Source organism: Porphyromonas somerae (genome assembly GCF_022845615.1).
GTDB classification, from domain to species: domain Bacteria; phylum Bacteroidota; class Bacteroidia; order Bacteroidales; family Porphyromonadaceae; genus Porphyromonas_A; species Porphyromonas_A somerae.
In genome coordinates, this window is sequence record NZ_AP025559.1 from 2,497,651 (window position 1) to 2,522,546 (window position 24,896).

The following is a 24,896-nucleotide window of genomic DNA, read 5'->3' on the forward strand; positions in this document are numbered from 1 at the left end:
GTCGGACGCTCGAATGGAGCACCCTGTCGGGTGCTGATGGGGTGTCGATAAGGAATCAGCGGTACTTGATTGTCAAGAAAAAACCCGAAGGGGTTTCATGGTGTATTAACCCAAGCTTCCCCCTGAAGGCGAGTGTAAGCGAGCCTGAAGGTGAAGCTTGGGTAGCAAGGTCACCACAACCTCGCTACCCCGAAGGGGTTGCACTTTGATACACACATATATTATATAGGCTATTGTGGATATGCAACCCCTTCGGGGTAGCTAGTTGTGCTCCTTGCCTCTACCCAACCTTCTCCTCGGCAGGCAGGCTTCGCCTACCTACCGAGGCGGAAGGCTGGGTTATTAGACCATGTAAGCCCTTCGGGCTACTAGCACCCCTTCCGACACGGGTCTTATGGGAGAAGGACCTCGATCGAGGTCCTTTTTTGGTGATGGTTAATGGTAAATAGGGGGGAATGTTTGTCTATTGGCTGGGAAATAGGTAGTTTTGTTTATTAAGACTGTTGCACGAAGGCGATCTGCTGCGTTGCTTTCGGAGTTCGGCCTAGGTCACGTACGTTAGTACGCTCCCTTCGGCCTCATCCTCAGCGCCTTGCATCTCATCCTTCGTGCAACATTCTCTTATTGATATATTGGATAAATATGGGGACTAAACAAATAGAGTGGGGCGAGGGAAAGAGCATAGAGTATCAGCTCAGTGAGGTGCCGGAGGTGGCTAGCTTTCTACTGAAGGAGCTAGGCGAACAGCCTGTGTGGCTATTTGATGCACCGATGGGGGCAGGTAAGACGACGCTTATTAAGGAACTGGCTAAAGAGCTTGGCGTGGAGGAGGTAACGAGTAGCCCTACCTTCGCCATTGTCAATGAGTATCACACCGAGGTTGGCGATCCTGTCTACCACTTCGACGCCTATCGCCTCGAGACCCACGACGACTTGCAAAACATTGGTGCTACCGACTACCTTTACAGTGGCTACTACTGCTTTGTAGAGTGGCCAGCACTCTTCACTCCTTTTCTGCCAGATGAAGACGAAGTAGTGCGTGTAAGAATTGAGATGGAGGGTGACCACCGACGTCTCTCTCTGCTTAGTGCTGAGGAGCCATTCATCTACGACCCACGGTAATGACGAAAGCGGGACTGGTCTATATAGCCCTCGGGCTAATGTTTGTCCTCCCTGGGCTTATGGTCTTATGGGTCGGGCTGAGGGGTAGCCGTTGGTTTTTCAATAGTCGCTCCTACGGCTTCCTCCCCAAGAAGATAGGTTTGGGTGGTGCCCGGATAGCGATGGTATTAGTTGGGCTGTTGCTACTCGCGGCGGCAGTGTTGGTAGTTGTGGACCCAATGGGAATCATGAAAGGAGCTTAAGAATGAAAAAAAGAGAGATTTCTCTATCAGAATATGGAGTGGAGGAGTACTACCCTCCCCGAGTGCGGTGGCATGTGAATAAAACGCTCGAGGGGCTCTACGGCATGGTACTGAAAGATATGCGGTCGTTGCCGTTGGCGGAGAGTGGAGAGATCCAGCAGCTAGAGGAGACTTACAAGTACCTTACCTACTACTATAAAGAGGGTACGGACGACCCAAAGCGCAGTGAGATCCTGAGAGGGATCGGTACCTCTCTGATGCAAATGCTCCGTGCCAATGCGGCTCATATCGAGGAAGAGGAGCGACCAAATGACACCCGTTGCGAGACCGTACAGAGGCTCAAGATTTACCAGCTCAATGCTGAGAAAATAGTTCATCTAATCGATGAGCTATCGGAGGAGGTATCCAAGAGAGAGCAGAGCTTCTTTGATAAGGTGGACCAACTCTTCGACTACCTCTGGGCTACACCACGGCTCCCCAAATCGGTGAGTGAACGTCTGCAATATTCCCTTGAGGTGACACAGTTGCCACCACTTGTAGCTCAGAGCGTTGTCTCTGCCCTTTTTGTGGGGAGTATGGAGTATTTTGATGAGCAAAAGATCTCCCTACTCCTCGCCTTTGGAAAGGGGCATCACGATCCTATTGTGCGGGGTGCCGCTATGGCAGCACTCCTTGTTTTAGGTCGCCGTCATCAGGCAGAGTTGAGTACCCTTCACCCCGATTTGGTTGCGGAGGTAGAGCCCTTCCTTTTATCTCGTGAAGAGCTGTTGCTAGAGCTACTTAAGGTGGTGCAGATATCGTACAAGACGACTGAAAACCACAAGACCTATGAGGAGAAGATTGTGCCTGAGCTAAAGAATATCAGCGATAAGTTTCGGCAGTCTATGAGTGGTACCGGCTCACTCAGTAGTCAGATAGCAGAGCTACAGAAGAAAGCGATTGATAAGGAGCACTTCGAGGAGATGGAGGAGCTGATGGCTAAAGTGCCAGATCAATTGAAGATGCTACAAGATGCGGAGCAGGATACCGCCTACCACCTAGTCACAGGGCTCAAGGGCTTTGCCTTTTTCAGTAAGATGAGCCACTGGTTCCTGAGGTTTGATGAGCAGTATCCCGACCTCGACCAGGCGAATGTGGAGGTCTTTACTCGCATCCTGCCATTTATGTCGCAAGGGCGTAGAATGATTAGCGCTGACATGTATTCGTATGCCTTGGTACCAGCATGGAGAGAGGTGGTTCGTGGCATGGAGGCCGATATTTTAGAGCAGTCAATGCCCGATGCTACTCCTTTGCCAGCACCTACCGAGGTAGATGGCGCGAGGGAACTCCTCTTTAGTGCCTACCGCTTTTACCAGCTTTCGAGTCATCGGCATACGTTGGTGAGCCCATTTGCTCGTTCTCCCTATCTGCTTGATGGGGCCTTCCTCTCCAGGCGAGGACTACTTAGCGAGGAGGGGTTGCTCAAGCTCGCCACAATGATGGTGGGCTTTGGACAGTACGATGTCGCAGGCCGCACTTATGAGCGGGTGGTGGCGAACTATCTGACCAATACTGCCGAGGTGTGGCGAGGAATGTCGGTGGCAAGTATTATGCGTAACGACCACGAGGGGGCACTGCAGCAGCTGCAAAAGGCGGTGGAACTGGAGGGACCAACAGCTATTACGGCGAGTAAGATAGCCGAACTGCTCATTAAGCTTGGCCGTAGGGGCGAGGCGATCAAGTGGCTGGAGACGAGTGAGGAGCAGGTGGAGAGCTATCGGCTTCCCTTGCTGCGTGCCGAACTGCTTTATCAGACGGGACGAAATGAGGAGGCGATGAAGGCGGCCTACAAAGCGCACTATCTCTCCGATGGCAAAAACGCCAAGAGCCTTTCAATCATTGTGGAGTTGTTGCTCCTTTCAAGTAAAGCTCAGGAGGCAAAGGAGCTACTCGAGCGGACGACGAATAGTGGAGAGGGGGCACTGCTTTTCTGGAGAGCTCTCTCTACTTTGGCAGAGGGGCAACGCAAGGAGGGGATAGAGCAATTGAGCCAATGGGCAAAGGGTGGGTCGCCTGACCTTACTTTGCTGGCAAAGCTACAACTTCTCTCGCCCTATGGTTACAGCACAAGCGATCAATCGCTTATCAAGGATATCATATATAGTAAGGAGTAATGAGGATAGAGAGAGGAATCCTGGGGATATGCCTATTTATAGCCCTGCTATTTTGTGGCTGCGGAAGGGGACATAAGAGTGAGTCGGTAAAGCCGATCAAGATTGTGGCAAGCCATCAAGATAGTGAGTCAGGTCCTTGGTACCTACTGGTATATGGTGCCCAGAGCATCACTATGGATACCTTGGAAGTGAGCCCGAAGGGTAAGATTAGCTATCAAGAGGTCTTTGACCTAGATACGATTGACCTTTTCCTCTTGAGGAATGGAGAGGGACGCCTGCAACTCCCCCTATTTCCCGACCGTGATGCTGAGGCTTATTCTGCTAAGATTAGCGATAAAGAGTTGTCGCTGGAGGGTCTACTCTATGAGTCTTTGCTGAAGGAGTGGTACGTAGAGAGGGAGAAAAGTGAGGAGGAGCTCTTGGACTTCCTGAGTGCCCACAGTAAGGAATCGCCTACGCTCCTCCTGGTGGAGGATGGTATGGAACAATACCAAAGTGGGAAGAATGATCAGACTTGGTGGAGTCTCTTTGCTCAATTGTCTAGAGACCAGTATGATCTTGCTGGGCTTTTGGGTTGGAGAATGGCTGGTGATAATAGTTGGAATAGAGGTCCAGTAGTCCCTTATTCTTTTGTGGTCAGTGGCATGAAGGATCGGGTCAACTTCAAGGATTTTGTGGGGAAAAATCGACTCGTCGCCCTTAATATTATGGAGCTATCACCACAGGACTCTGTCCTTTTTGCCAAGCAAAAGCGGTACTTTCATCTGCTCGATAGCCTAGGGGTGTCTAGCTATAGCGTGCTGCTCAATGACTCTCTCCCCAAGAGTTTGAAGACGAAAAGCAAGGGGACGAAGCAATACTTCCTCATTGATAGCATCGGGCAGTCTCAGACTTTTCTGAAGGAGCAGTCCATCGATGAGCTACCAACCTTTATGGTGGTGGATAGTCTACAAAATATAGAGCGTAGCTGGAGTAACCCTGATAGCCTGATCAACTATATTAAACAACAAAAGAAGTAAATGATGGATGATAGCGTGCTATGGGAGGAGACCTCGGTGGAGCGTGCATTGGTCAAGGTGTATGGAGCAGCAGTCAGTGGTATTGAGGCGTGTAAGGTGACGATCGAAGCACAGATCAGTAGTGGCACTAAGTTTATGTTGGTGGGATTGCCCGATACGGCGGTGAAGGAGAGCCACCAACGTATCCAAGCGGCCATCGCCGAGAGTGGATATACCTATCAGGAGCATCGCTACATCATCAATATGGCACCGGCCGACCTCAAGAAGGAGGGGGCTGCCTACGACCTTCCCCTAGCTATTGCGATCCTCTCGCTGAGTGAGAAGCTCCCTACGGAGCGACTTTCCGATACGATGATTATGGGTGAGTTGGCACTGGATGGTGCCCTTCGGCCGATTCATGGGGTGTTACCGATGACCATTATGGCGAAGCGGCAAGGGTTTAAGAATATCATTGTGCCACGAGCCAATGCCAAGGAGGCCTCCGTGATAGAGGGAATACGGGTGTTTGGTGCGGAGCGACTTGCTGAGGTGGTAGACTATCTCTCGCAGGGAAGCACGGCACTGAAGGAGTACTTATACGATGAGGAGGAGATATTTCATCATCCGCTTCTGCACTATGCCGACTTTGCGGAGGTGAAGGGGCAGGAGATGGTGAAGCGTGCGATTGAGGTGGCTGCTAGTGGTCAGCACAATATCATTATGGTAGGCCCTCCAGGGAGTGGTAAGTCGATGATGGCTAAGCGGGTGCCAAGCATCCTACCCCCTTTCACTAAGGAGGAGGCGCAGGAGACCACCATGATTCACTCGGTGGCGGGAACGTTGCCAACGCACATCGCACTGATGCGGGAGCGACCATTCAGGGCACCCCACCATAGTACATCTAATGTGGCTCTGGTAGGCGGGGGCTCTTATCCCAAGCCAGGTGAGATCTCTCTTGCCCACAATGGGGTGCTTTTCCTCGATGAGCTACCTGAGTTTGCCCGTAATGTATTGGAGGTGCTACGTCAGCCACTTGAGGACCGACAGATCACCGTATCAAGGGCTCGGCAGACGGTCACTTTCCCCGCCTCCTTTATGCTGGTGGCCTCAATGAACCCTTGTCCTTGCGGTCACTACAACAACCCTTTCAAGGAGTGCACTTGCACGGAGGCTCAAGTGAAGGGTTATCTCGGTCGGATCTCTGGCCCGCTGCTCGATCGAATCGATATTCAGGTGGAGATACTGCCAGTGCCCTTTGAGATGCTATCGAGTAAGCAGCGTGGTGAGCCGAGTGAAGCGATCCGTGAGCGGGTGATGAAGGCGAGAGCGATACAGAAGGAGCGGTTCAAAGGGATGCCGGGGATCTATACCAATGCGCAGATGACCCCAGCGATGATGCAGGAGTTTGTCCATGTGGATGCCAATGGGTTGATGCAACTGAAGCAGGCGATGGAGCGGTTTAAGCTCTCCGCTAGAGCGTATGACCGTATTCTAAAGGTTTCCCGTACCATTGCCGACCTCGATGCCTCGCCAGATATCACGATCCAGCATATCGGGGAGGCGATCAACTACCGCAAGCTCGACCGTGGCTCGTGGGGCACTCGCACGCTCTAAATGAGACTATTGCACGAAGGCGATCTGCTACGTTGCTTTCGGAATTCGGGCCTCGGTCACGTACGTGAGTACGCTCCCTTCGCCCTCATCCTCAGCGCCTTGCATCTCATCCTTCGTGCAAAGTCTCAGCACATTTGCAAATGTGCCGAGAATGTCACTTCGTGAAACATTCTCTAAATGGGCGTAACTACCCTATTACCATAGGGTTACTGCCTTAGTTGTCTGCTTTAATTAACATTTGCGCCTTAAATGTTTAACGTTCTTTTTGTTAATACAAAGAGAATAATGCGTACCTTGCTCACGTTATGAAGAAGTGGACGCTTTGGTTAATCGTTGTGGCTATGGCACTAGCCCTGATTGGGTTGCTACTGATGCAGCTCAATTATGTCGACGTGGTCTACCGCTTCCGAAATGAGCAGTTTGATAGTCGTGTACGTCAGGCACTCTCTTCGGTAAGTCAGGATGTGGAGCGCGACGAGATGTCACGTCTGGTTTCGGACCGCCTTGGCTTCTCCACTTCGTCGAGCCTTCTTTCGTTAGAGAACAACCTGAAGGAGAAAAACAAGCAGCTACAGATTGATAGCCTGCGTTTCGGCCTAGACCAATTGCCACAAGACCCTCTGAGGATAGCCAAGAAGCAGAGCCCCGATAGGATTCAGGAGGCTTCTCGGGAACTGATGAAGGCCTTCACGGAGCGGTATAACGAGGTGCGTGAGATGGTGATTCAGCTCGCCATAGAGTCGGTGCGCGACAATAATCCAGCCCCTATCTACGAGCGTATTTCGGAGAAAGATCTGGACCTGCTCATTAGCTACTACCTCACCAATAACGGCATTACACTGCCTTACATCTATGAGTTGGTGGATAATAACCATCGGGCGTACTACAGCAGTGGCATGATACCGGCCGATGATGCCGATGCCACTTACACGCAGGTGCTATTCCCCAATGACCACCCCTCACACATGTATTTTGTGAAGCTCTATATCCCGGGGAAGCGGCAGCTCATCTCTAGTTCGTATGAGTTTATTATCCCTTCGGCGGGCTTTACGTTGCTACTCTTTGTGGTGTTTACGATTACCATTGTTTCACTGGTAAGGCAGAAGAAGCTAGAAGAGTTGCGTAAGGACTTTGTCAATAATATGACGCACGAGCTGAAGACGCCTGTCAGCACCATTATGGTGGCGAGCCAGATGCTCTCCGCAGACCAGGCGGAGACCTCTCCCGAGCGCCGACAGAAGTGGATCTCAAGTATCATGGCGGAGAGTCAGCGGCTAGAGTTGCTGATCGATAAGGTGCTACAGATGTCTTTCTTCGACCGCGATAAGGTGAAGCTAAAGTTGAAGGAAATAGATATGGAGGAGCTTCTCCTCAATGTCACCAATATATTTAGCCTCAAAGTGGAGAGCTACGAGGGAGAGATTGATGTGGACCTAGGGGCAGAACAGGCCACTGTAGAGGGCGATGAGATGCACCTCACCAATATTATCTTCAACCTCCTCGATAACGCGATCAAGTACCGAAGCATTGAGCGGCCACCTCACCTTACAGTGGGTACCAGTAACGATGCTAAAAACGTAAAGATATATATCCAAGATAATGGCATCGGAATGAAAAAGGAGCATGCCAAGAAGATATTTGACCGCTTCTACCGCGTGCCGACGGGCAATCGGCACGATGTCAAAGGATACGGCCTAGGGCTGGCCTATGTGCAGCATATCATCTCGCTACACCACGGGAAGATAGCTGTGGAGAGCGAGCTAGGCAAGGGAACTAAGTTTATTATTACATTACCAATTAAAGAATAAAGATTATGATGGAAGACGTAGTAAGAGTATTTCTATGTGAGGACGACGAAAACCTGGGTCCTCTACTCAGCGAGTTTCTAAATACCAAGGGGTACCAAACCGATCTTTTCCAAGATGGACAGGCCGGTTGGGAGGCTTTTGAGGAACAACCAGACCACTGGAATATCTGCGTCCTAGACGTGATGATGCCCAAGATGGATGGGTTTGAGCTAGCACAAAAGATCAAGAGCAAAAACGAGTCACTACCCATCATCTTCCTCACCGCAAAGACCCTGAGCGAGGATGTAGAGCAGGGATTTAAGCTCGGTGCTGATGACTACCTCAAGAAGCCATTCAATACCGCTGAGCTCACTATGCGTATTGATGCGGTACTCCGCAGGGTACAGGGCAAGAAGCCAGAGCCAGTAGCATTTTACAATATCGGCGACTTCGTATTTGATACGCAGAAGCAGATGCTTACCTTCAGAGATGAGGAGCCAAAGCGTCTCACCACTAAGGAGACCGATCTGCTGACGCTCCTCTGTATGCACGCTAATGACTTGATGGAGCGTAACTATGCCCTCAAGACCATCTGGGGTGAGGATAGCTACTTCAATGCCCGTAGTATGGATGTCTACATCACCAAGCTGCGTAAGCACTTGGCTCAAGATGAGCGTGTGGAGATTCAGAATAAGCATGGCAAGGGGTACAAGCTCATCACTCCTAATGCCAATAGCGTACCTACCGACGATAATACAGAGACCATATAATTATCCACTAAGAGTCGGGGGACTTCCACAAGAGACCCCCCGACCTTTATTTGCTACAACAAACTTATGAAGAAGATAATAGCAACACTTGTTTTAGCCCTTACTACCCTTACCGCTAGCTACGCACAGTACTATGATAATGACCCTGTGGGCACGGTATATGAGTACGAGATGTCGAATAAACTGATGGGTACCTCTACGGTTACTCAGACACTGAAAAAGGTGGAGGGCAACGTCATCACCTACGAAGTGGTCACCAAGGTGCCTGGCATGAAGCAGCCAATGACCATGGAGAATGCCCTTACCTTTGCAGATGGTAAGATCCAATATAGTGTGGAAAGTCTCTTGGCTCAAAGCAAGGCTACTTTGGAGCAGGCTGGTATGGGCTCAAATATTGATATGAGCTTTGATGGCGATGCTGGCTTTACTCCACTCCAAGGCAAAGTAGGGGATAAGCTACCTCTGACCAAGGCTACCATCACCGCTAAGGTACAAGGGATGGATCTAAACGTCATCACTGAGATAACTCGGAATGAGATCACTGCTGTAGACGAAGAGGTGACCACTCCAGCCGGTACTTTCAAGACCATCAAGGTGGAGCAGGAGGTAAAGACCACCACTCAGGCAATGGGGATGAACCAAACTCAGGTGAATAAGCAAATCACTTGGGTGGTGCCCAATAAGGGGGTGGTGAAAACCGAGATGACTACTATGGGTCAGGTAATGACTACTGAACTTGTTAAGATTACAAGACCATAAGGAGACTAGATGCTAGCACTGAATAATGTAGGCGTCTCCTTTGGGGCGGATAAACTCTTTTCGGAGGTTTCTCTACAGGTAAATCCGAAGGAGCGTATCGCCCTCACGGGACGCAATGGGGCAGGAAAAACTACCCTACTCAATATTATAGCAGGCAAGAGAGAGCCCTCAGAAGGGGCTCTCTCCTATCCTACCGATATGGCGATCGGCTACCTACCACAGCACCTACTGACTCAGGATGGGCATACGGTGCGGGAGGAGGTACGCCTCGCCTTTGATAAGGAATTGAAAATACAGAAGAGTGTCGACCGGCTCACCCAAGAGCTAGCGGAGCGAACCGATTACGACTCCGATGGCTATATGGAATTGGTGCAGCGGCTCGCCAATCATACAGAGCTATTGGCGCTCTATGCTCCTCAGGAGCAGGACGCACAGATAGAGCAGACGCTCAAGGGGTTGGGCTTTGAGCCAAGCGACTTCGACCGCCCCACGAGTGAATTTAGTGGTGGCTGGCGAATGCGTATTGAGTTGGCTAAGATCCTCCTCGGACGGCCCGATCTCCTTCTCCTCGACGAGCCGACCAACCACCTCGATATGGAGTCGATCGTCTGGCTAGAGGAGTTCCTCAAGCGAAGTAGTGCAGCGGTGATAATGGTGAGCCACGACCGCCGCTTTCTGGATAATACCACCACCCGCACTGTGGAGCTCTCCCTCGGGAAAGCGTACGACTACAAGACCAACTTCTCGCACTACGAAGAGCTACGAGAGGAGCGGTACCAACAGCAGCTACGTGCCTATGAAAATCAGCAGAAGATGATCAAGGATACCGAGGAGTTTATTGAGCGTTTTCGCTACAAAGCCACTAAGGCGGTGCAAGTACAGTCGCGCATCAAGCAGTTAGAGAAGGTAGAGCGAATTGAGGTAGAGGAGCTCGACCACCGTGCGATACACTTCCGCTTTCCTATGGCGGTGACGAGTGGCGCTTACCCTCTGATCACTAAGGAGCTATCGGTCGCTTACGGTACTCACAGAGTGCTACATGATATCGACCTCACCATAGAGCGGGGTGATAAGATCGCACTTGTGGGAAAGAATGGAAGTGGCAAGACCACCTTTGTGCGGGCGGTGATGGGCGAGATACCACACGAAGGGGAGCTGAAGCTGGGGCATCAGGTGGAGACCGCTTACTTCGCACAGAATCAAGCCTCCCTACTAGATCCTCATCTTACGATCCACGAGACCATCGACCGAGTGGCAGTAGGGGACATCCGACTACAGATCAATAACATCCTCGGCGCCTTTATGTTTGGCGGAGAGATTTCTGAGAAGAAGGTGGAGGTGCTGAGCGGAGGAGAGCGGAGCCGACTGGCGATGATCCGTCTGCTGCTTAGCCCTTCTAACTTCCTCATCCTTGATGAGCCGACTAATCACCTCGACCTCTCTAGTAAGGCTGTGCTCAAGGAGGCGATCCAAAACTACGATGGCACGGTGCTGATCGTTAGCCACGACCGAGATTTCCTCGATGGTCTGGTGGATAAGGTCTTTGAATTTAAGGAGGGTGGAGTGGTCAATCACCTCGGCGGAATGCAGGAGTATATCCGCAAGCTACAAGCCAATGCCGTAGGCGAAGAGGCCCCTACTCAGAGCAATCAACCCCTCGAAAAGAGTGAGGGGCGCCTTGATTACGAACAGCAAAAGGCACAGCAGAGAGAGGAGCGACGCCAGCAACAACAATTGGAGCGGATTGAGGCAACCATCACTCAGCTTGAAGAGCAACTCGCCTCTATTGAGGAACAACTATCTCACCAATCAACCCCCCAGCTCCTCACCGACTACGATACCACCTCCAAAGCCCTCCAAAAGGCAATGTCCGAGTGGGAGCAGCTCATCTAACTTATACGTGTAGTTGCAGAGATAAAGAGAGTGGGCTAGACACCGGTTGGTATCTAGCCCACTCTCTATTTTTCTGGAAATAGCTACTGATTATAGAACTACCTTATTAAGGATATACTTATCAGCAAGCTCGCCCTCAGCAAGAGTGCCGGTAGCATCCGATACGAGTGCTACAGAATTATCAAGTACCTTGTAGTAGGTCTTAGCACCAGTAGAAGGAGTGATCAGCTCAAGTACATCTCCATTCTCTAGGAGATTGTAAGTACCGCTCTCCTCAGTCTTGTTCTCCTCCTTACCACCTTCAGCTACTTGAGTAAGTTGGTAAGTCATATCCGCATTGATAGTAAGGGTAGTCTTAAAGCCAGCTGCGTCGGCTGCAGGGAGGGTTCCCTCGTAAGTGCCTACGTATGCAGGTGTAGCTACCTCTTCGGTCACCTCGGTTTGAGTAGCCTCTTCTTGCTCGGTTGTCTTAGACTCCTTGCTAGAGCAAGAGGCAAGGAATAATGTAGCAGTTGCTACAAGTAGTAAACTAATCTTTTTCATCTTTCTTCTTTCATTAATAAATGTGTTCAACTTAATCCTTTAAGTTTGACGTTGCAAAGGTACACTATTTTGATGATTTACAATAATCTCACCCCAATATTTATACTTCCTCTCCTCTGCAAACGTGGAACTGACCCTTATAAATAAGGATTTTTCGGCAGCAGCTTCTTAAAGTCTATTTCTAGAGGGCACTGGAGAGACTTGTATCTCGTATTCGCCTCTGGATAGGTAATTAACCCGCTATGGGTGAGATGCCCAAGGACGACGCATGGCGATAGACCCAGACGCCTTCCCTCCTCCTTGATTTCTTGCAAAGTCGGCTTTGTTGAGAACTCCTTAAGCCCTTTGTACAAGTGGTTGCTTGCAAACTCATTAGCTTCCATCTCATGCTTTTCTATAGAGTCCTCCTCCATATCGTCTAGCAAGAATCCTTTCTTGGCATGCTTGTAGATAATGTGACCCAACTCATGAAAGAAATTAAAGGCTAGTTTGTCAAGGCTTCTCCCCTTTCCAGACAGCTGAATAATAGGTGTCCTTCCCTGCCAGTAGGCAGCTCCACTTGTTGAGGCCTTAGGGATATTCTCTACGAAAACAAGTTTGATACCTACATTGCTACATAGGCTAATAAGAAGTGGCAGATCGTGAGCCATTAGTGCCGACTTGAAGCTATCAATCTCCCCCATCGCTTTAGCTACAGAAAACTCTCTTTCGATACTCATCATGTCGGCAATTATCTGCCCCTGCCGTACCCAAGCAGCAACGCCAAATTCTGTTCTTTTAGACCGCCCAACTTGTCGGAACGATACTCCAAACATTTGGTGTGAATAGGTCATTTCAAATGCCTCATGGGTAGTTAGTCCAAAAAAGGAGAGCAAGCAATACATTTTCTCAACCTTTGTCTCCTTCTTGTCAATCCAACCCGCTTTACACATCTCTGAATATGGAAATAGGCACCCAAATGTATCCCATAGATTTTCCATAGGATTTACATTGCTTTGTCTAGCTATAGCCACATCATAATCAGCTTGAAATCTCAGTAAATAATTGGATGGTATGCCTGTGACGATAGAGAAACTTTCTGCTGTATCATCAGTGATCCTAGACTTACCATTTAGTATCTTACTGATTGTTTTTTCTGGCTTCCCCGAACGAAGAGCAAATTCTCTCCCCGTCATCTCACGCTCCTCAAGCCATTCGGAAAGCATTACTCCAGGGTGAATTGCTACTGGAGCTATATATTCTCTTTTATTCGTTGCCATAATATCAATTAATGATAATCAATTACTTCAATAATTACTGCGTAGCTACCATCATCTCGAAGCTCAACTCTAAAGATGAGGCGCCAATTTCCATCAAGGCTACAACTCCACTGACCAATCCTACTCCCCTTGAGTTGATGAAAACGTCCAGGCAAATATTTAAACTCATCCTCCGTATTGGCCGCCTTAATCTGTGCTAGTCTTAAAAACAACTTGTCGGATCGTATCTTACCATGGGCCTTTACGGCATTAGCCACAGAAGAGCAGGTTTTGCGTATAGTACTATTATCAAATTCTATAATCATCCAACAAGGTGGATTAAAAACGTTAGATATATCTATTCTTTGGCAAAGATAACCATAATGTTTGACACTAAGTGTTAAACTATTGTCATAGTCGTTGTTAATTAAGCTCCTAATGGATGTTCAGTCAAGTTAAGCAATGCAGAGGCAAGAGGAAAGGAGTTTCTGAAATAATGATTAAGTTTGTAGCAGATAATCACAGCTAGATAAAAGTGAAAAAGATGAAGAGATACAGAAGAGTGCTACTCAAGCTGAGTGGCGAGTCGCTCCAAGGGGCACAGGGCTACGGCATTGATCCAGTTCGCCTACAGGAGTATGCAAGTGAGATCACCAAAGTGGTGCAGAGTGGGGTGCAGGTAGCCATCGTGATCGGTGGTGGCAACATCTTTAGGGGTCTGAGCGGTGCCACCAAAGGGTTTGACCGCGTCAAAGGCGACCAGATGGGTATGTTGGCTACCGTCATTAATAGCCTAGCTCTTAGCTCCGCCCTAGAGGCTGAGGGGCAGAAGAATGTAGTCTTCACCGCCACCCCTATGAGCCCCATCGGCAAGCACTATAATAAGTGGGATGCTATTGAGGCACTAGAGAGTGGCAAAGTCGCCATCTGCTCAGGCGGTACGGGTAATCCCTACTTTACCACCGATACTGGCTCCTCACTCCGTGCGATAGAGCTCGAGACCGATGCAATGCTCAAGGGCACCCGCGTCGATGGCATCTACACCGCCGACCCCGAGAAAGACCCTACCGCCACACGCTTTGAGGAGATCACCTATCAAGAGATTCTCCGCCGCCACCTCAAGGTGATGGACCTTACCGCCACCACCATGTGCATGGAGAATAATCAGCCCATCGTGGTCTTTGACATGGATACACCTGGCAATCTCACTAAGCTCCTAGTAGAGGGACTGCCTATTGGTACCCGAGTAATTAATGAATAACCACCCGATTATTGGTCAATTCTTAATAATTATGTAGATTTGCACAATCTTTAGGGTTTCTAACCAAGTTATACAGAATAAGATATGAGCAATAAGAAGCAAGATAGGCCTGATGCCACTGAAAAGATTGAAGAGGGTGCCATTGAGGTGATCAATAAGTCGGACGAATTTATCCGCAAGAATCGCAACACCCTAATCATAGCAGTAGTAGTGCTACTCGCCGTGATTGGCGGTATCATTGCCTACAAGAATCTCTACAAGGCTCCCCGAGCTAGCAAAGCACAAGAGGCGATCTACAAGGCAGAGCAGTACTTTGATCGCGACTCATTCGAGATCGCACTCAATGGAAATGGTGCCGATGTACTAGGCTTCCTAGAGGTGATCGATCAGTATGGTGGTACCACGAGTGCCAACCTCGCAGAGGCTTATGCCGGTATCTGCCTATACAATCTAGGCCAGTACGATGAGGCAATCAAGCACCTCAAGAAGTTCAAGAGCAAGGACTCCATGGCCAATCCTAGTCTTTACGGCTTGATCGGTGATTGCTACGTCAATCTTGATAAGACCGCCGAGGGTATTAAGTACTTCGAGGAGGCCGCAAAGAAGGCCGATAACGGTTTGCTATCCCCTATCTACCTCATCAAAGCAGGCATCGCCTACGAGGCACTAGGGCAGACCGACAATGCCAAGGCTAGCTATCAAACGATCATTGATAAGTATCCAAACTCAGCCAGCCTGCCAGAAGCTATGAAGCTTCTCCAAGCTCTAGAGCTGAAGAAATAAGCAACCTTTACAGATTTAAACCGAGCCGATATACTCCCATGAGTGTATCGGCTCGGTTTCTTTTGGGGCATGTGAGATAAATAATTGCCAAGGGGTTACGCATTAGAAAGAGTCTTACCATGAATGACCTCCCCTCGTGGGAGGTCAGACGGATCCTAGCCCCGAGTCGGAGAGGCGAATGCCTCGAACGACTCGGGGGTTTTGAAGCCCCTCCCCACCTTACGACCCCTTGCGGGTCGGACAATATGATCTCGGACATAAAATTAATCCTAGAGAAGGTTGTCCGACCCGCAAGGGGTCGTGGGATGGGCGGTGGATGATCGTTAATCCCCCGGTCGTTCGGGGGCTTGCCCCCTCCGACACGGGGGCTAGGATCCGTCGGACCTCTCCGAGGTCCTTACCATAGATATTCCGATTAATGCCCTACGGCAAGACCTTCCTAATGCGTAACCCCTAAATAATTGCCCTAATTGTGTGGCTATTTACAGAATAAAGTCTATATTTGCGATAAGGTCGCTAATACTGTATCAACCCTGTAGACAGATTAGCTTTTTCAAGGAGGATAAACATAATATTAACATATAACATTAGGAAATTAGTATGAACATCTCACACATTGAGCATCTAGGAATTGCTGTAAAGAGCATCGAAGAGCACCGTCCTTATTACGAAAACGTACTAGGCTGGAAGTGCTACAACATCGAAGAGGTTGCCGACCAAAAGGTAAAGACTGCCTTCTTCAAGGTAGGTAACTCCGAGACCAAGATAGAGCTACTAGAGCCTACCAGCCCTGATAGCACCATCGCAAAGTTTATCGAGAAGCGTGGTGAGGGTATCCACCACATCGCTTACTGCGTAGATGATACCGACAAGGCACTCCAAGAGGCCAAGGAGAAGGGCGTTACACTGATCGACCAGCAAGCTCGCCGTGGTGCAGAGGGTCTGATGATCGGCTTCGCACACCCCAAGTCTACTGGCAAGGTGCTAACCGAGTTTTGCTGCCACCCAGAGGAGAAGTAACAAGCGGTAGCTACAGAGAAGAATAAATCACATAGAAGTATTAGATATGAGTACTCAAGTAGATAAATTACAGCAGCTGATCGAGATGCGTCAGAAGGCACGTCTCGGTGGTGGCGAAGCAAGAATCGAAAAGCAGCACGCCAAGGGCAAGATGACCGCCCGCGAGCGTATTGATCAGCTACTCGATAAGGGAAGCTTTGAGGAGATAGATATGTTTGTGGAGCTCCGCTCTACCAACTTCGGCATGGACAAGAAGAAAGTCCTCGGCGATGGTGTAGTTACAGGTTGCGGTACCATTGACGGTCGCCTCGTTTATGTCTTTGCACAAGACTTCACAGCCATTGCAGGCTCACTGGGTGAGATGCACGCTGCCAAGATCTGCAAGATCCAAGATATGGCGATGCGCGTAGGTGCTCCAGTAATCGGCATCAACGATTCAGGAGGTGCCCGTATCCAAGAGGGTGTCAATGCACTCTCAGGATATGCCGAGATCTTCGAGCGCAATATCCTTGCCAGCGGTGTAGTACCACAGATCTCAGCTATCTTTGGCCCATGTGCTGGAGGTGCTGTTTATTCACCAGCCCTTACCGACTTCATCATCATGGTAGAGGGTGCTTCCTATATGTTCCTTACCGGACCAAAGGTAGTGAAGACCGTTACCCACGAAGATGTGACCCAAGAGGAGCTTGGTGGAGCTTCTGTTCACGCCTCTAAGAGTGGTGTAGCTCAGTTCGCAGTAGCTACCGAGCTAGAGGGTATCGACCTCATCAAGAAGTTGATCAGCTTCATCCCCTCCAACAATATGGAGACAGCACCGCTCGTAGAGTGCACCGATCCTATCGATCGTATGGAGGACGTTCTCAATGATATTATCCCAGATAACCCCAATAAGGCCTACGATATGTACGAGGTACTTGGAGCGATTGTAGATAATAGAGAGTTCCTAGAGGTACACAAGGATTTCGCTGATAACATCATCTGCGGATTCGCACGCATGGGCGGTATGAGTGTAGGTATCGTAGCCAACCAGCCAAAGAGCAAGGCCGGTTCACTCGACGTGAACGCCTCTCGTAAGGCAGCCCGCTTCGTACGCTTCTGCGACGCCTTCAATATTCCACTCGTTACCCTCGTAGACGTTCCTGGATTCCTACCAGGTACCGGTCAGGAGTACAACGCAGTGATCACCCACGGTGCTAAGCTACTCTATGCTTATGGTGAGGCTACTGTGCCAAAGGTAACCTGCATCCTGCGTAAAGCCTACGGTGGTGCCTACATCGTGATGAGCTCTAAGCACCTACGTGGCGATATCAACTACGCTTGGCCAACAGCCGAGATCGCAGTGATGGGACCAAGCGGTGCCGTAGAGGTTGTATTTGCTAAGGAGGTGAAAGAGGCTGAGGATCCAGCAGCTAAGGCTATCGAGATGGAGGCAGAGTACCGCAAGGCATTTGCCAATCCATACAATGCAGCTTCTTATGGCTACATCGACGACGTCATCGAGCCACGCAACACCCGCTTCCGCATCATTCGTGCCTTGAAGCAATTGCAGAATAAGAAGCTCACCCTTCCTGCTAAGAAGCACGATAACATCCCACTATAAGAAGTTTCACCAGAAAAGAGGAAAAGATTATGAATATCAAACTTCCCTCCTCGCAGGACGTGTACGCAGCGATTGCTTTGGCACTCCATGAGACACTTGGGACACCGTACGATAGAGAGAGCAATATCATCACTATCAACGATGCAAAGCTTCGCAATTCAGCATGGGCATCAAAGGAACTGACCATGCGTCAGCAACCAGAGAGACGATATGCCCGATAGCGTCGAGAGTAAAGAGAATACGAGAATAGACAGACATATAATATGAAGACATTTGACTATACCATAAATGGTGTGAAGTACCATGTAGACGTGGTAAGCATCAAAGAGGATAAAGCCGAGGTGAGAGTAAATGGCAATAGCTACGAGGTAGAGCTAGATAGAGCCTTCGACATAGACCAAGAGGCATGGGCAGCAACTACCCCAAAGGCAGCCGCTCCAAAAGCTACTCCAGTAGTTCCAAAGGTCGAGGAGCCAGCTCCAGCAGCAGAGGCACCAAAGGCAGCTCCTGCAGCCGGTGGCAAGGCATCAGGCGCGCCTATCAAGTCTCCACTTCCAGGCGTTATCATCGACATCCTAGTGAGTGTAGGTGCTAGCGTCAAGAAGGGCCAAAAGATCATGGTGCTCGAGGCGATGAAGATGGAGAATGAGATCAAAGCCGACCGCGATGGTGTCATCAGCTCTATCCAAATCAATAAGGGCGATACCGTACAAGATGGCGACACACTCGTAACCATCGAGTAATCCAATAGCCATATCATTAACCAAGCGGGGCGAGCAATCCACATTGCTCGCCCCGCTTTATTTACCCAGCTCTAAATATCGTTGATCCAACCACTCACAAGAGACTGTTGCACGAAGGCGATCTGCTGCGCCTAGGCTTCCGTAAGGATGCCAAGGCACATAAAGTTGCTATCGGAATTCGGGCTCGGTCACGTACGCGAATACGCTCCCAACGCCCCGTTAGGACCTTGGTGCCCTGCGTGCACCTTGCCCTCATCCTCAGGCCTTGTATCTCATCTTTCGTGCAACATTCTCCACAAAGAAACTGCACGAGGAAAGATCCTTGACTATAATGCAAGATGAAGTGTTTGTCAATGCCTACACTGTCCTCTGAAGGAGAGCGTGTTAGGGAAGCACCCGCGAGGGTGCCACTCAGCTAGCCCCCAGTCGGAGGGGCGTATTCGCCCCGAACGACTGGCGGGATAAGGTCACGGTATAGTATTCGACCCTTGTGGTCGCACCTATATCGGCTTGTGCGACCACAAGGGTCGTAGGGTGTAGTACTCTTGGTTACCCGCCAGTCTTCGGCTCTGCGAGCCTTGACTGGGGGCTAGCTGAATGGCACCCTGTCGGGTGCTCAGGTGGGGTGCCTCTGACACTCCTCTATATCTCACCAAAATGGAGCTCCTAACTAACCAAAAACTGAGATGCAACTAAGCTTTTGCTTAGTTGCATCTCAACTTTTGCTCCGATATATCACCTGTTTCCCTACGTGCAACTTGCCCTCATCTTTCGTGCAATATTGTCGTCGTTTGGGATTGGTGGGGGCATACGATTATACATAAATAGAAGAGACCCAGGGCTAGTAGTCCTGGGTCTCTGTATATATGGGGGGCTGGAGATTAGAAGGCGTATCCAGCGGTGACCATCAAGGTATTGACTGAGTAGGTACGGAACCCTAATTGGTACCCTAGGTCTAGGTGTACACCATAGAGCTTTCCGCCGATACCGAAGCCTAGCGAGTGGTCGCGAAGGGTGTGGTAGTCATACCCTAGTCGGAGGTCGAGTAGCTGATTGTAGCTATATTCTAGCCCCACACCTGCAGCTCGGTAGTTGGCGGGGCCCTCCTTTAGGGTGCCTCTTGCTCCGAGTATCAGGGTAAGCTGGTGCTTCTCGGCTAGTGATAGGGTTTGGTCGGTAGAGAGCTCCAGTGTGGGCTGTATTGTGTAGCTATCGTTACTAGCTCTGTAGCGTAGAGGAGCACCGACACCATCTATGATGGCGTGCAGACCGTATTCCACTCCTTTTCCGAAGAGGGTATATTGATTGAGGTAACTCACTCCTGCACCAAATAGATAGGTCTCTGCCTCTATTTGAAGAGCTGTGCGGTGGTAGCTTCCTTTCGCAAAGAAGCCCCAGTGCTCTACAGCATAGGCATATCCCAGATCAGCACTCAGGCTATAGGGTCTGAAGGAGCTCTCCACCTTTTCGCCTGGCATTCCCTCCACCTCTATCTTAAGACCACCTGAGTAGCGTCCGCCCACAAAGAGTGCGTGAGAAGGGGCAAAGGACCATGCTCCCGAGAGGGTGTACTGCAACTCTCTGCCGAACTCTAGCTTAGGGAAAATCTCAATGTTGCCATCCACTTGAAAGGTAGCTCCATTGGCTAGAAAAGCGGTAGGATTGGTATAGAGATACATATCCTTGGCACCAGCACCACGCACTTTACCGAGTGCGAGGGTGCGTGCGCTAGTATTGCCCTCTAGGAGAGGGAGTGGCGAGCCTTGCCCCATTGCTAGGGTGGTGCCTAGAAGGGCGAGGGCAACGATGTATAATATTCGCTTCATATTATTCTGCTTCAATAGTCATTATTTCTTTACAATGGTTCGGATGGTCTTACCGAGATGTATGCGGTAGACTCCTGGGGTGAGCTTCTTGAGATTGACATGAGAGATGCCATCCTTGTCGCGGTCAATATACTGACGGTGTACTAGCTCCCCTCTCAGCGTGGTGATGATCACCTCGCGAGGCATGGCAGTATCGGTACCTGTCTGGATATTGAGTACCCCTTCGGTAGGCACCGGATAGAGGATAAAGGTACCCCCTGCTTCTCTAGCTGCTTCGGAGCTACCCACCACCTTTACGGTGAAGCCACTGGTGAATTCTTTGGTGCCATCCGATACGATGATCTGCACCATAGTGCTACCCACCTTCTTTGGGGTGATCTCTAGCTTGGTAGTGCCAGGGATTAGGCGAACGGTAGCGATGGTGCTATCGCTTGTCTTGGCTGCGTATGAGAGTTTTAGTCCACTGGGAGATTCAAACTTATCGGATAGCTCTACCTGCATAGCCTCTGCATAGCGGCCAATGGATACCGTCCCAAAGTCGGCGATCTTCTTGACCGGTTCGTAGTTCACCACTTTATAGGTGAGCTTGGTAGTAGAGACCTTACCTAGTTCATCCTCCAGTACAATCGGCAGAGTGTATTCCCCTAGCTCGATATCAGAGATGAGGAAGAGTAGCTCGATGCTATTCTCCTTGACCGTTGCCTTGACCCCAGCCTGCTCTATCGCCTCCTTCACGCTCCATTTGTGCCCATCCTCATCCTTGATCTCGAGTGTTAGGTTGTAGAAAGGAAGGCTCTTGGAGAGCACCACAGGCAGTGTGGCAGGGAGGTTGGTGATGGCTGGTGCGTGGTTCACCTTTGTGGTAAAGTCTGTACTCTTCTTAGAGGAGTGTCCCCAGCGGTCCTTTGCCTCGATCTCTAGGTGGTACTTGGTGCCATCCTCCAGCTTCTCAAAGGTGTATTCAATGGCTGTACCCTCTTTATGCTCATAGTTGGGCACAGTGATGGTGATTGGCTCCTTGCCCTCTGTGGTGAGCGTGAGGAGATAGCTACTAGCGAGCTGGTCGATGGCATCACCATCCTTGGCGGGTAGCCAGCTGATGGTCACCTTTTGATAGCCCACTTCACCGAGTGTGATCTCTGACATCACTGGAGCCTCTCCCTTATCCTCCTCGAGTGCGCGAGCAGCATCGATATAGCCCGCGCCGAGCCAATCTCTCCACTTATTATCGTGCTTGGCACGGAAGTCGATGGTCTTGGTGGCGGTGAGTAGACGCTTCTTGAGCATCTCGCTGGTAAACCCTTGCTTACCAAACTTGGAGATCACCAGTGCTGCAATACCAGTGACGTGAGGGGTAGCCATTGAGGTCCCTTGCTGGTAGCTGTACTTATCATTGCCAGGGAATTGGAAGTCCCTACCAGTGAGGTTGGTGCCAGGCACTCTCATATAGAGGAAAGAATCGGTGATGGTGCTGAGGATACCACCTTGCAGGCGCGTAGGGGCATCGAGCGTACCACCGGGTGCCATAATATCTACCCAATCACCGATATTACTGTAGGAGGTGCATTGGAAGTCGGCACCAAAGGCAGCCACCGCCACTACCGAGTCGTAGCAGCCAGGGAATACGAGGTCGTTTTTGAGTCCCTCATTACCCGAGGCAAAGATGACCACCCCCCCTTTCATTAGGGCGTTGGGCTTTTGCTCCTTGGTCTGTGGGTCTACTCCCGCATTATCTACAAAGTATTGGATCGCATCTTTGATTACAGGGTAGTCGTTATTGTACCTTTGATCATCAAAGCCCCATGAGCAATTGGCAATCGTAGCGCCATGCTCCACCGCCCATTGGAAGCCCTTGGCGATGTCTTCGATAGGTGCCGAGGCACGCTCCCAATCTTGGTGGTTGTCTCTATTGAATATCTGAATACTCATGAGGCGTACTCCAGAATCTGGCGTGCCGTCGCCACCAGCGATGCCCGAGACGCCGATGCCGTTATTGTTGCGGGCGGCGATGGTACCAGCTACGTGAGTACCGTGGAAGCCAGGGGTGATATAAGGGGAGTTGGTGATAAAATTGTAGCCATAGGTGCCCGGCTCCTCTGGATTGTCCCACAGGCTACCTTGGAGGTCTTCGTGATACCCATCGATACCCGAGTCAATGATGGCGACGATCACCTCCTTTTTACCTGTCTCTACCTCCCACGCCTTGAATAGGTTGATATCAGCACCAGCTAAAAAGAAGGGGTCATTGCTGCTTCCTTCATTTTGGTAATGCCACTGATAGGGGAGAAGGGGGTCGGGATTGGTAAACTTCGCGTACCCTTGGTTGTAAGTATCACTACCAGCACGGAGGCTTGGAGCAGACTGGTAAGTAGCTGCTGTCTGAGTGGCGTACTTATTGCCGTGAGCCACCTCTACTAGCGAACTCTTCTGTAGCTCAGTAAGTGCTTGTGAGAGGTCGGTAGAGGGGTCAAAACTTACCTTGTACCAGCGATCCAATCCCGCCTCACGCTGTAGTGCCTCGTAAGCACCACCAATCGTAAAGATCGGCTCGAGCTTCACTTCATCGGTAAGGCTGCGAAGCTGATTACCGAGTAGGCCTCGTAGCTCGCTCTCAGATGAACGATCGGCAGAAGCCTTGAGCTTCACAATCGCCTCCCCTGGCACCATATTAGGTGCTAGGGTGAGGTCGGGTGTCGCCTCTGTGTCGGGCATCTCTCCTCTTTGGAGTGCCTCTCTTTGGCAGCTCGTGGAGAGTAGTAGCAGTAGGGTGAGCCACCAGCTCAGTCTATATTGTATTGATTTCATAATCCTATTGATATGTCGTAATGATTAATCCTGACGTTTGTTGTTGCGAGCTGTTTCAGCTGTTTTGGCATTACGGAAGTAGGCTACCTGTACGCTATCCTCTCCAGGGGCAATGAAGATGACGTCGTCGCCCTTGGTGAAGTAGGTCCAGCCATACTCTCCTCTGTCGGTATGAGCTAGTTCGTACCCCTTTTTCTTTGCCAATTCAACTACCTCTGGCTTGAGATTCCAAGCTCCAGTCCAGTCATGGCGGGTAAAGAACTTCTTATAGCCCTTGTACATATCGATACGCTGACCGATCGCTCCTGCATTCTCCTTAGTGGCAGTGACGTTGTAGTCCTTACCATAGTTGTCCATTCCTGGGATGAGGAAGTTGTAGAGTGTAGAGATGAGGTCGCCCTCCTTCGCGGTATCACGGTGTACATTTTCAAATTGTACATACTCATAAAGGTGGGTGTAACCCTCCACATCACTCTTCTTGCAGAAAGGATAACCATCGTCTTCACCGGTCATTAGCCTAAAGCCACGGCCCTTTTCAAACGCCTCCACTTGCTCGAACTGAATGGCAGGGTCGCGGAAAGTATCTAGTCGATCGGTAGGAAACTCAGTCATAATAGCACCGACATCATCGGGATCAATCTTTTTAGGAAGAGAGATGGTGATTCGAGCCGCCTTAGGATAGGCATAGTGCATTTGCTGGCTATGTTTATAGAAGACCTTAGCCTCGTATTGGAGGAGTGCGGCAAGGTCGTTTTTAACCCATATCTCACCTCCTCTTGGGTCTTCGCCACCCTTGAAAAAGCCCTTAGAAGAGAGATAGGTAGCCACATCTTCCTGGCTAAACTCAGTGCCCTCTACCCCGACTATGTGCATAGCAAATACCTTGTTTTTATCAGAGTTGTTGTATTGATAAACTAGGTACTTAGCCCGCTGTGCATCGGTGGCGAAGAAGTCGTCCTTAGTCCAGGTGGCATCCTTACGGGTCTTCTTCACTTTGCTTTCAGTACCATCATCGTTCCATTGAGTAACGTCGATCAGCTCGGCATCCTGTTGGAGACCCACCTCCTGAGCATACGCCTCCACATCGGTACGGGTCATATCGGGTAGTAGCTTAAAGTCTGGGAATAGACGGACACCCACTTGGCGGATACGCAAGGTGGCACTCTCGCCATAGCTGAGTGCGATATAGACCTCACGAGGGTTGGGGTCGACGGATGGCTGTACCATCACCTTCAAGCTCTTGCTATCGCCACTCTTCTCTGCGGTGAGCCATGGGCTCTCCTCCGAGAGGGTATAGCTCCAGTCGTTGCCACTGGCAATTACAGGGATGATTAGTTCGCCGCCTTCGCTACCAACATCCCATGATGTTTTCTCTACGGCGAGTGTCTTGAGGGTACTCGACTGGGTCACCTTTATCTCCTTACGGAGTCCACGAAGGGTGATGGTGACTTTGGTCTCTAGCTTCTTGCCGGTGTGGTTCTCCTCGGCAGTTAGCTTAACGCCATCCTTCACCTTCTCCACCTTGAGCCAATCGCTCTTAGGTCCTTGCTCAATAGACCACTGGTCGTCTGTGGTGATGACACCTACTTCGAGCGAACCTCCAGCCTGTGTAAATGTGATAAGGCTAGTCGGTAAGTCGAGCGAAAGCACATCGGGTTCCTCCTGCTGCTTACAGCTAGTGGCTAATAGTGCCACGAGCCCGAGGAGCAAATATAGTCGTTGGATTGTCTTATTCATAT

The 24,896-nt window shown here is 50.1% G+C and carries 21 protein-coding genes; 15 read left to right on the plus strand and 6 right to left on the minus strand.

All coding sequences use genetic code 11. The annotated features are described in order from the left end of the window. Positions 1-642: 642 nt before the first annotated feature. The 9 genes from tsaE (at position 643) to abc-f (ending at position 11,338) form a co-directional block, all read left to right on the plus strand. Positions 643-1,122 carry a tRNA (adenosine(37)-N6)-threonylcarbamoyltransferase complex ATPase subunit type 1 TsaE gene (gene tsaE / locus MWL85_RS10525; protein ID WP_244400675.1) on the plus strand — a complete coding sequence of 160 codons (480 nt, stop codon included), beginning with the start codon at positions 643-645 and terminating at the stop codon, positions 1,120-1,122. Beyond that, on the plus strand, positions 1,122-1,364 hold the full coding sequence (locus tag MWL85_RS10530) for a hypothetical protein (RefSeq protein WP_244400676.1): 243 nt from the start codon (positions 1,122-1,124) through the stop codon (positions 1,362-1,364). The genes tsaE and MWL85_RS10530 overlap by 1 nt, the downstream gene beginning before the upstream one ends. A gap of 2 nt (positions 1,365-1,366) precedes the next feature. After that, positions 1,367-3,517, plus strand: coding sequence for a tetratricopeptide repeat protein (locus MWL85_RS10535; protein WP_244400677.1), 2,151 nt, complete (start codon positions 1,367-1,369; stop codon positions 3,515-3,517). Next, entirely contained in the window at positions 3,517-4,536 is a 1,020-nt protein-coding gene (locus tag MWL85_RS10540; protein ID WP_244400678.1) for a hypothetical protein, read from the plus strand. The genes MWL85_RS10535 and MWL85_RS10540 overlap by 1 nt, the downstream gene beginning before the upstream one ends. Further along, entirely contained in the window at positions 4,537-6,129 is a 1,593-nt protein-coding gene (locus MWL85_RS10545; protein ID WP_244400679.1) for a YifB family Mg chelatase-like AAA ATPase, read from the plus strand. Between the two features lie 305 nt (positions 6,130-6,434). Next, the gene (locus MWL85_RS10550) at positions 6,435-7,937 is read left to right on the plus strand and encodes a sensor histidine kinase (RefSeq protein ID WP_244400680.1); all 1,503 of its coding nucleotides are present in this window, start codon (positions 6,435-6,437) and stop codon (positions 7,935-7,937) included. A gap of 8 nt (positions 7,938-7,945) precedes the next feature. Further along, positions 7,946-8,686 (plus strand): response regulator transcription factor RprY, encoded by a 741-nt coding sequence (gene rprY / locus MWL85_RS10555; RefSeq protein ID WP_026161647.1) that lies wholly within the window; start codon positions 7,946-7,948, stop codon positions 8,684-8,686. A gap of 66 nt (positions 8,687-8,752) precedes the next feature. Continuing rightward, positions 8,753-9,445 carry a TapB family protein gene (locus MWL85_RS10560; RefSeq protein ID WP_244400681.1) on the plus strand — a complete coding sequence of 231 codons (693 nt, stop codon included), beginning with the start codon at positions 8,753-8,755 and terminating at the stop codon, positions 9,443-9,445. A 9-nt stretch (positions 9,446-9,454) separates the two neighbouring features. Further along, positions 9,455-11,338 carry a ribosomal protection-like ABC-F family protein gene (abc-f, locus tag MWL85_RS10565; RefSeq protein WP_244400682.1) on the plus strand — a complete coding sequence of 628 codons (1,884 nt, stop codon included), beginning with the start codon at positions 9,455-9,457 and terminating at the stop codon, positions 11,336-11,338. Positions 11,339-11,428: 90 nt separating this feature from the next. Here the strand turns inward: abc-f and MWL85_RS10570 are convergent, their stop codons facing one another. The 3 genes from MWL85_RS10570 to MWL85_RS10580 all read right to left on the minus strand — a co-directional run bounded on the left by MWL85_RS10570 (position 11,429) and on the right by MWL85_RS10580 (position 13,445). After that, positions 11,429-11,881 carry a copper resistance protein NlpE gene (locus MWL85_RS10570; protein ID WP_244400683.1) on the minus strand — a complete coding sequence of 151 codons (453 nt, stop codon included), beginning with the start codon at positions 11,879-11,881 and terminating at the stop codon, positions 11,429-11,431. A 137-nt stretch (positions 11,882-12,018) separates the two neighbouring features. After that, positions 12,019-13,140, minus strand: coding sequence for an XRE family transcriptional regulator (locus tag MWL85_RS10575; protein WP_244400684.1), 1,122 nt, complete (start codon positions 13,138-13,140; stop codon positions 12,019-12,021). Between the two features lie 8 nt (positions 13,141-13,148). After that, a complete protein-coding gene (locus MWL85_RS10580) occupies positions 13,149-13,445 on the minus strand; it encodes a type II toxin-antitoxin system RelE/ParE family toxin (RefSeq protein WP_244400685.1) in 297 nt (98 codons plus the stop codon). Between the two features lie 218 nt (positions 13,446-13,663). Here MWL85_RS10580 and pyrH point away from each other — a divergent pair, with 218 nt between their 5' ends. From pyrH to MWL85_RS10610, 6 genes are all read left to right on the plus strand, one after another. Then, positions 13,664-14,380 (plus strand): UMP kinase, encoded by a 717-nt coding sequence (gene pyrH, locus MWL85_RS10585; RefSeq protein ID WP_070706419.1) that lies wholly within the window; start codon positions 13,664-13,666, stop codon positions 14,378-14,380. Between the two features lie 84 nt (positions 14,381-14,464). Beyond that, a complete protein-coding gene (locus MWL85_RS10590; RefSeq protein ID WP_244400686.1) occupies positions 14,465-15,163 on the plus strand; it encodes a tetratricopeptide repeat protein in 699 nt (232 codons plus the stop codon). A 600-nt stretch (positions 15,164-15,763) separates the two neighbouring features. Beyond that, positions 15,764-16,183, plus strand: coding sequence for a methylmalonyl-CoA epimerase (gene mce / locus MWL85_RS10595; RefSeq protein WP_018029302.1), 420 nt, complete (start codon positions 15,764-15,766; stop codon positions 16,181-16,183). Between the two features lie 46 nt (positions 16,184-16,229). After that, positions 16,230-17,783: an acyl-CoA carboxylase subunit beta gene (locus tag MWL85_RS10600; RefSeq protein ID WP_244400687.1), complete on the plus strand. Its 1,554-nt coding sequence runs from the start codon at positions 16,230-16,232 to the stop codon at positions 17,781-17,783. A 29-nt stretch (positions 17,784-17,812) separates the two neighbouring features. Continuing rightward, positions 17,813-18,004 (plus strand): hypothetical protein, encoded by a 192-nt coding sequence (locus MWL85_RS10605; protein ID WP_244400688.1) that lies wholly within the window; start codon positions 17,813-17,815, stop codon positions 18,002-18,004. A 42-nt stretch (positions 18,005-18,046) separates the two neighbouring features. Next, positions 18,047-18,526: an acyl-CoA carboxylase biotin carboxyl carrier protein subunit gene (locus MWL85_RS10610; protein ID WP_244400689.1), complete on the plus strand. Its 480-nt coding sequence runs from the start codon at positions 18,047-18,049 to the stop codon at positions 18,524-18,526. An 881-nt stretch (positions 18,527-19,407) separates the two neighbouring features. Here the strand turns inward: MWL85_RS10610 and MWL85_RS10615 are convergent. From MWL85_RS10615 to MWL85_RS10625, 3 genes are read right to left on the minus strand one after another with little or no spacing between them, the layout of a single operon-like run. Next, a complete protein-coding gene (locus MWL85_RS10615) occupies positions 19,408-20,352 on the minus strand; it encodes a PorV/PorQ family protein (protein WP_244400690.1) in 945 nt (314 codons plus the stop codon). A gap of 21 nt (positions 20,353-20,373) precedes the next feature. Next, complete coding sequence (locus tag MWL85_RS10620) at positions 20,374-23,157, minus strand: S8 family serine peptidase (protein WP_244400691.1); 2,784 nt, start codon at positions 23,155-23,157, stop codon at positions 20,374-20,376. A 24-nt stretch (positions 23,158-23,181) separates the two neighbouring features. Continuing rightward, a complete protein-coding gene (locus MWL85_RS10625; protein WP_244400692.1) occupies positions 23,182-24,894 on the minus strand; it encodes a BACON domain-containing protein in 1,713 nt (570 codons plus the stop codon). Positions 24,895-24,896 lie beyond the last annotated feature (2 nt).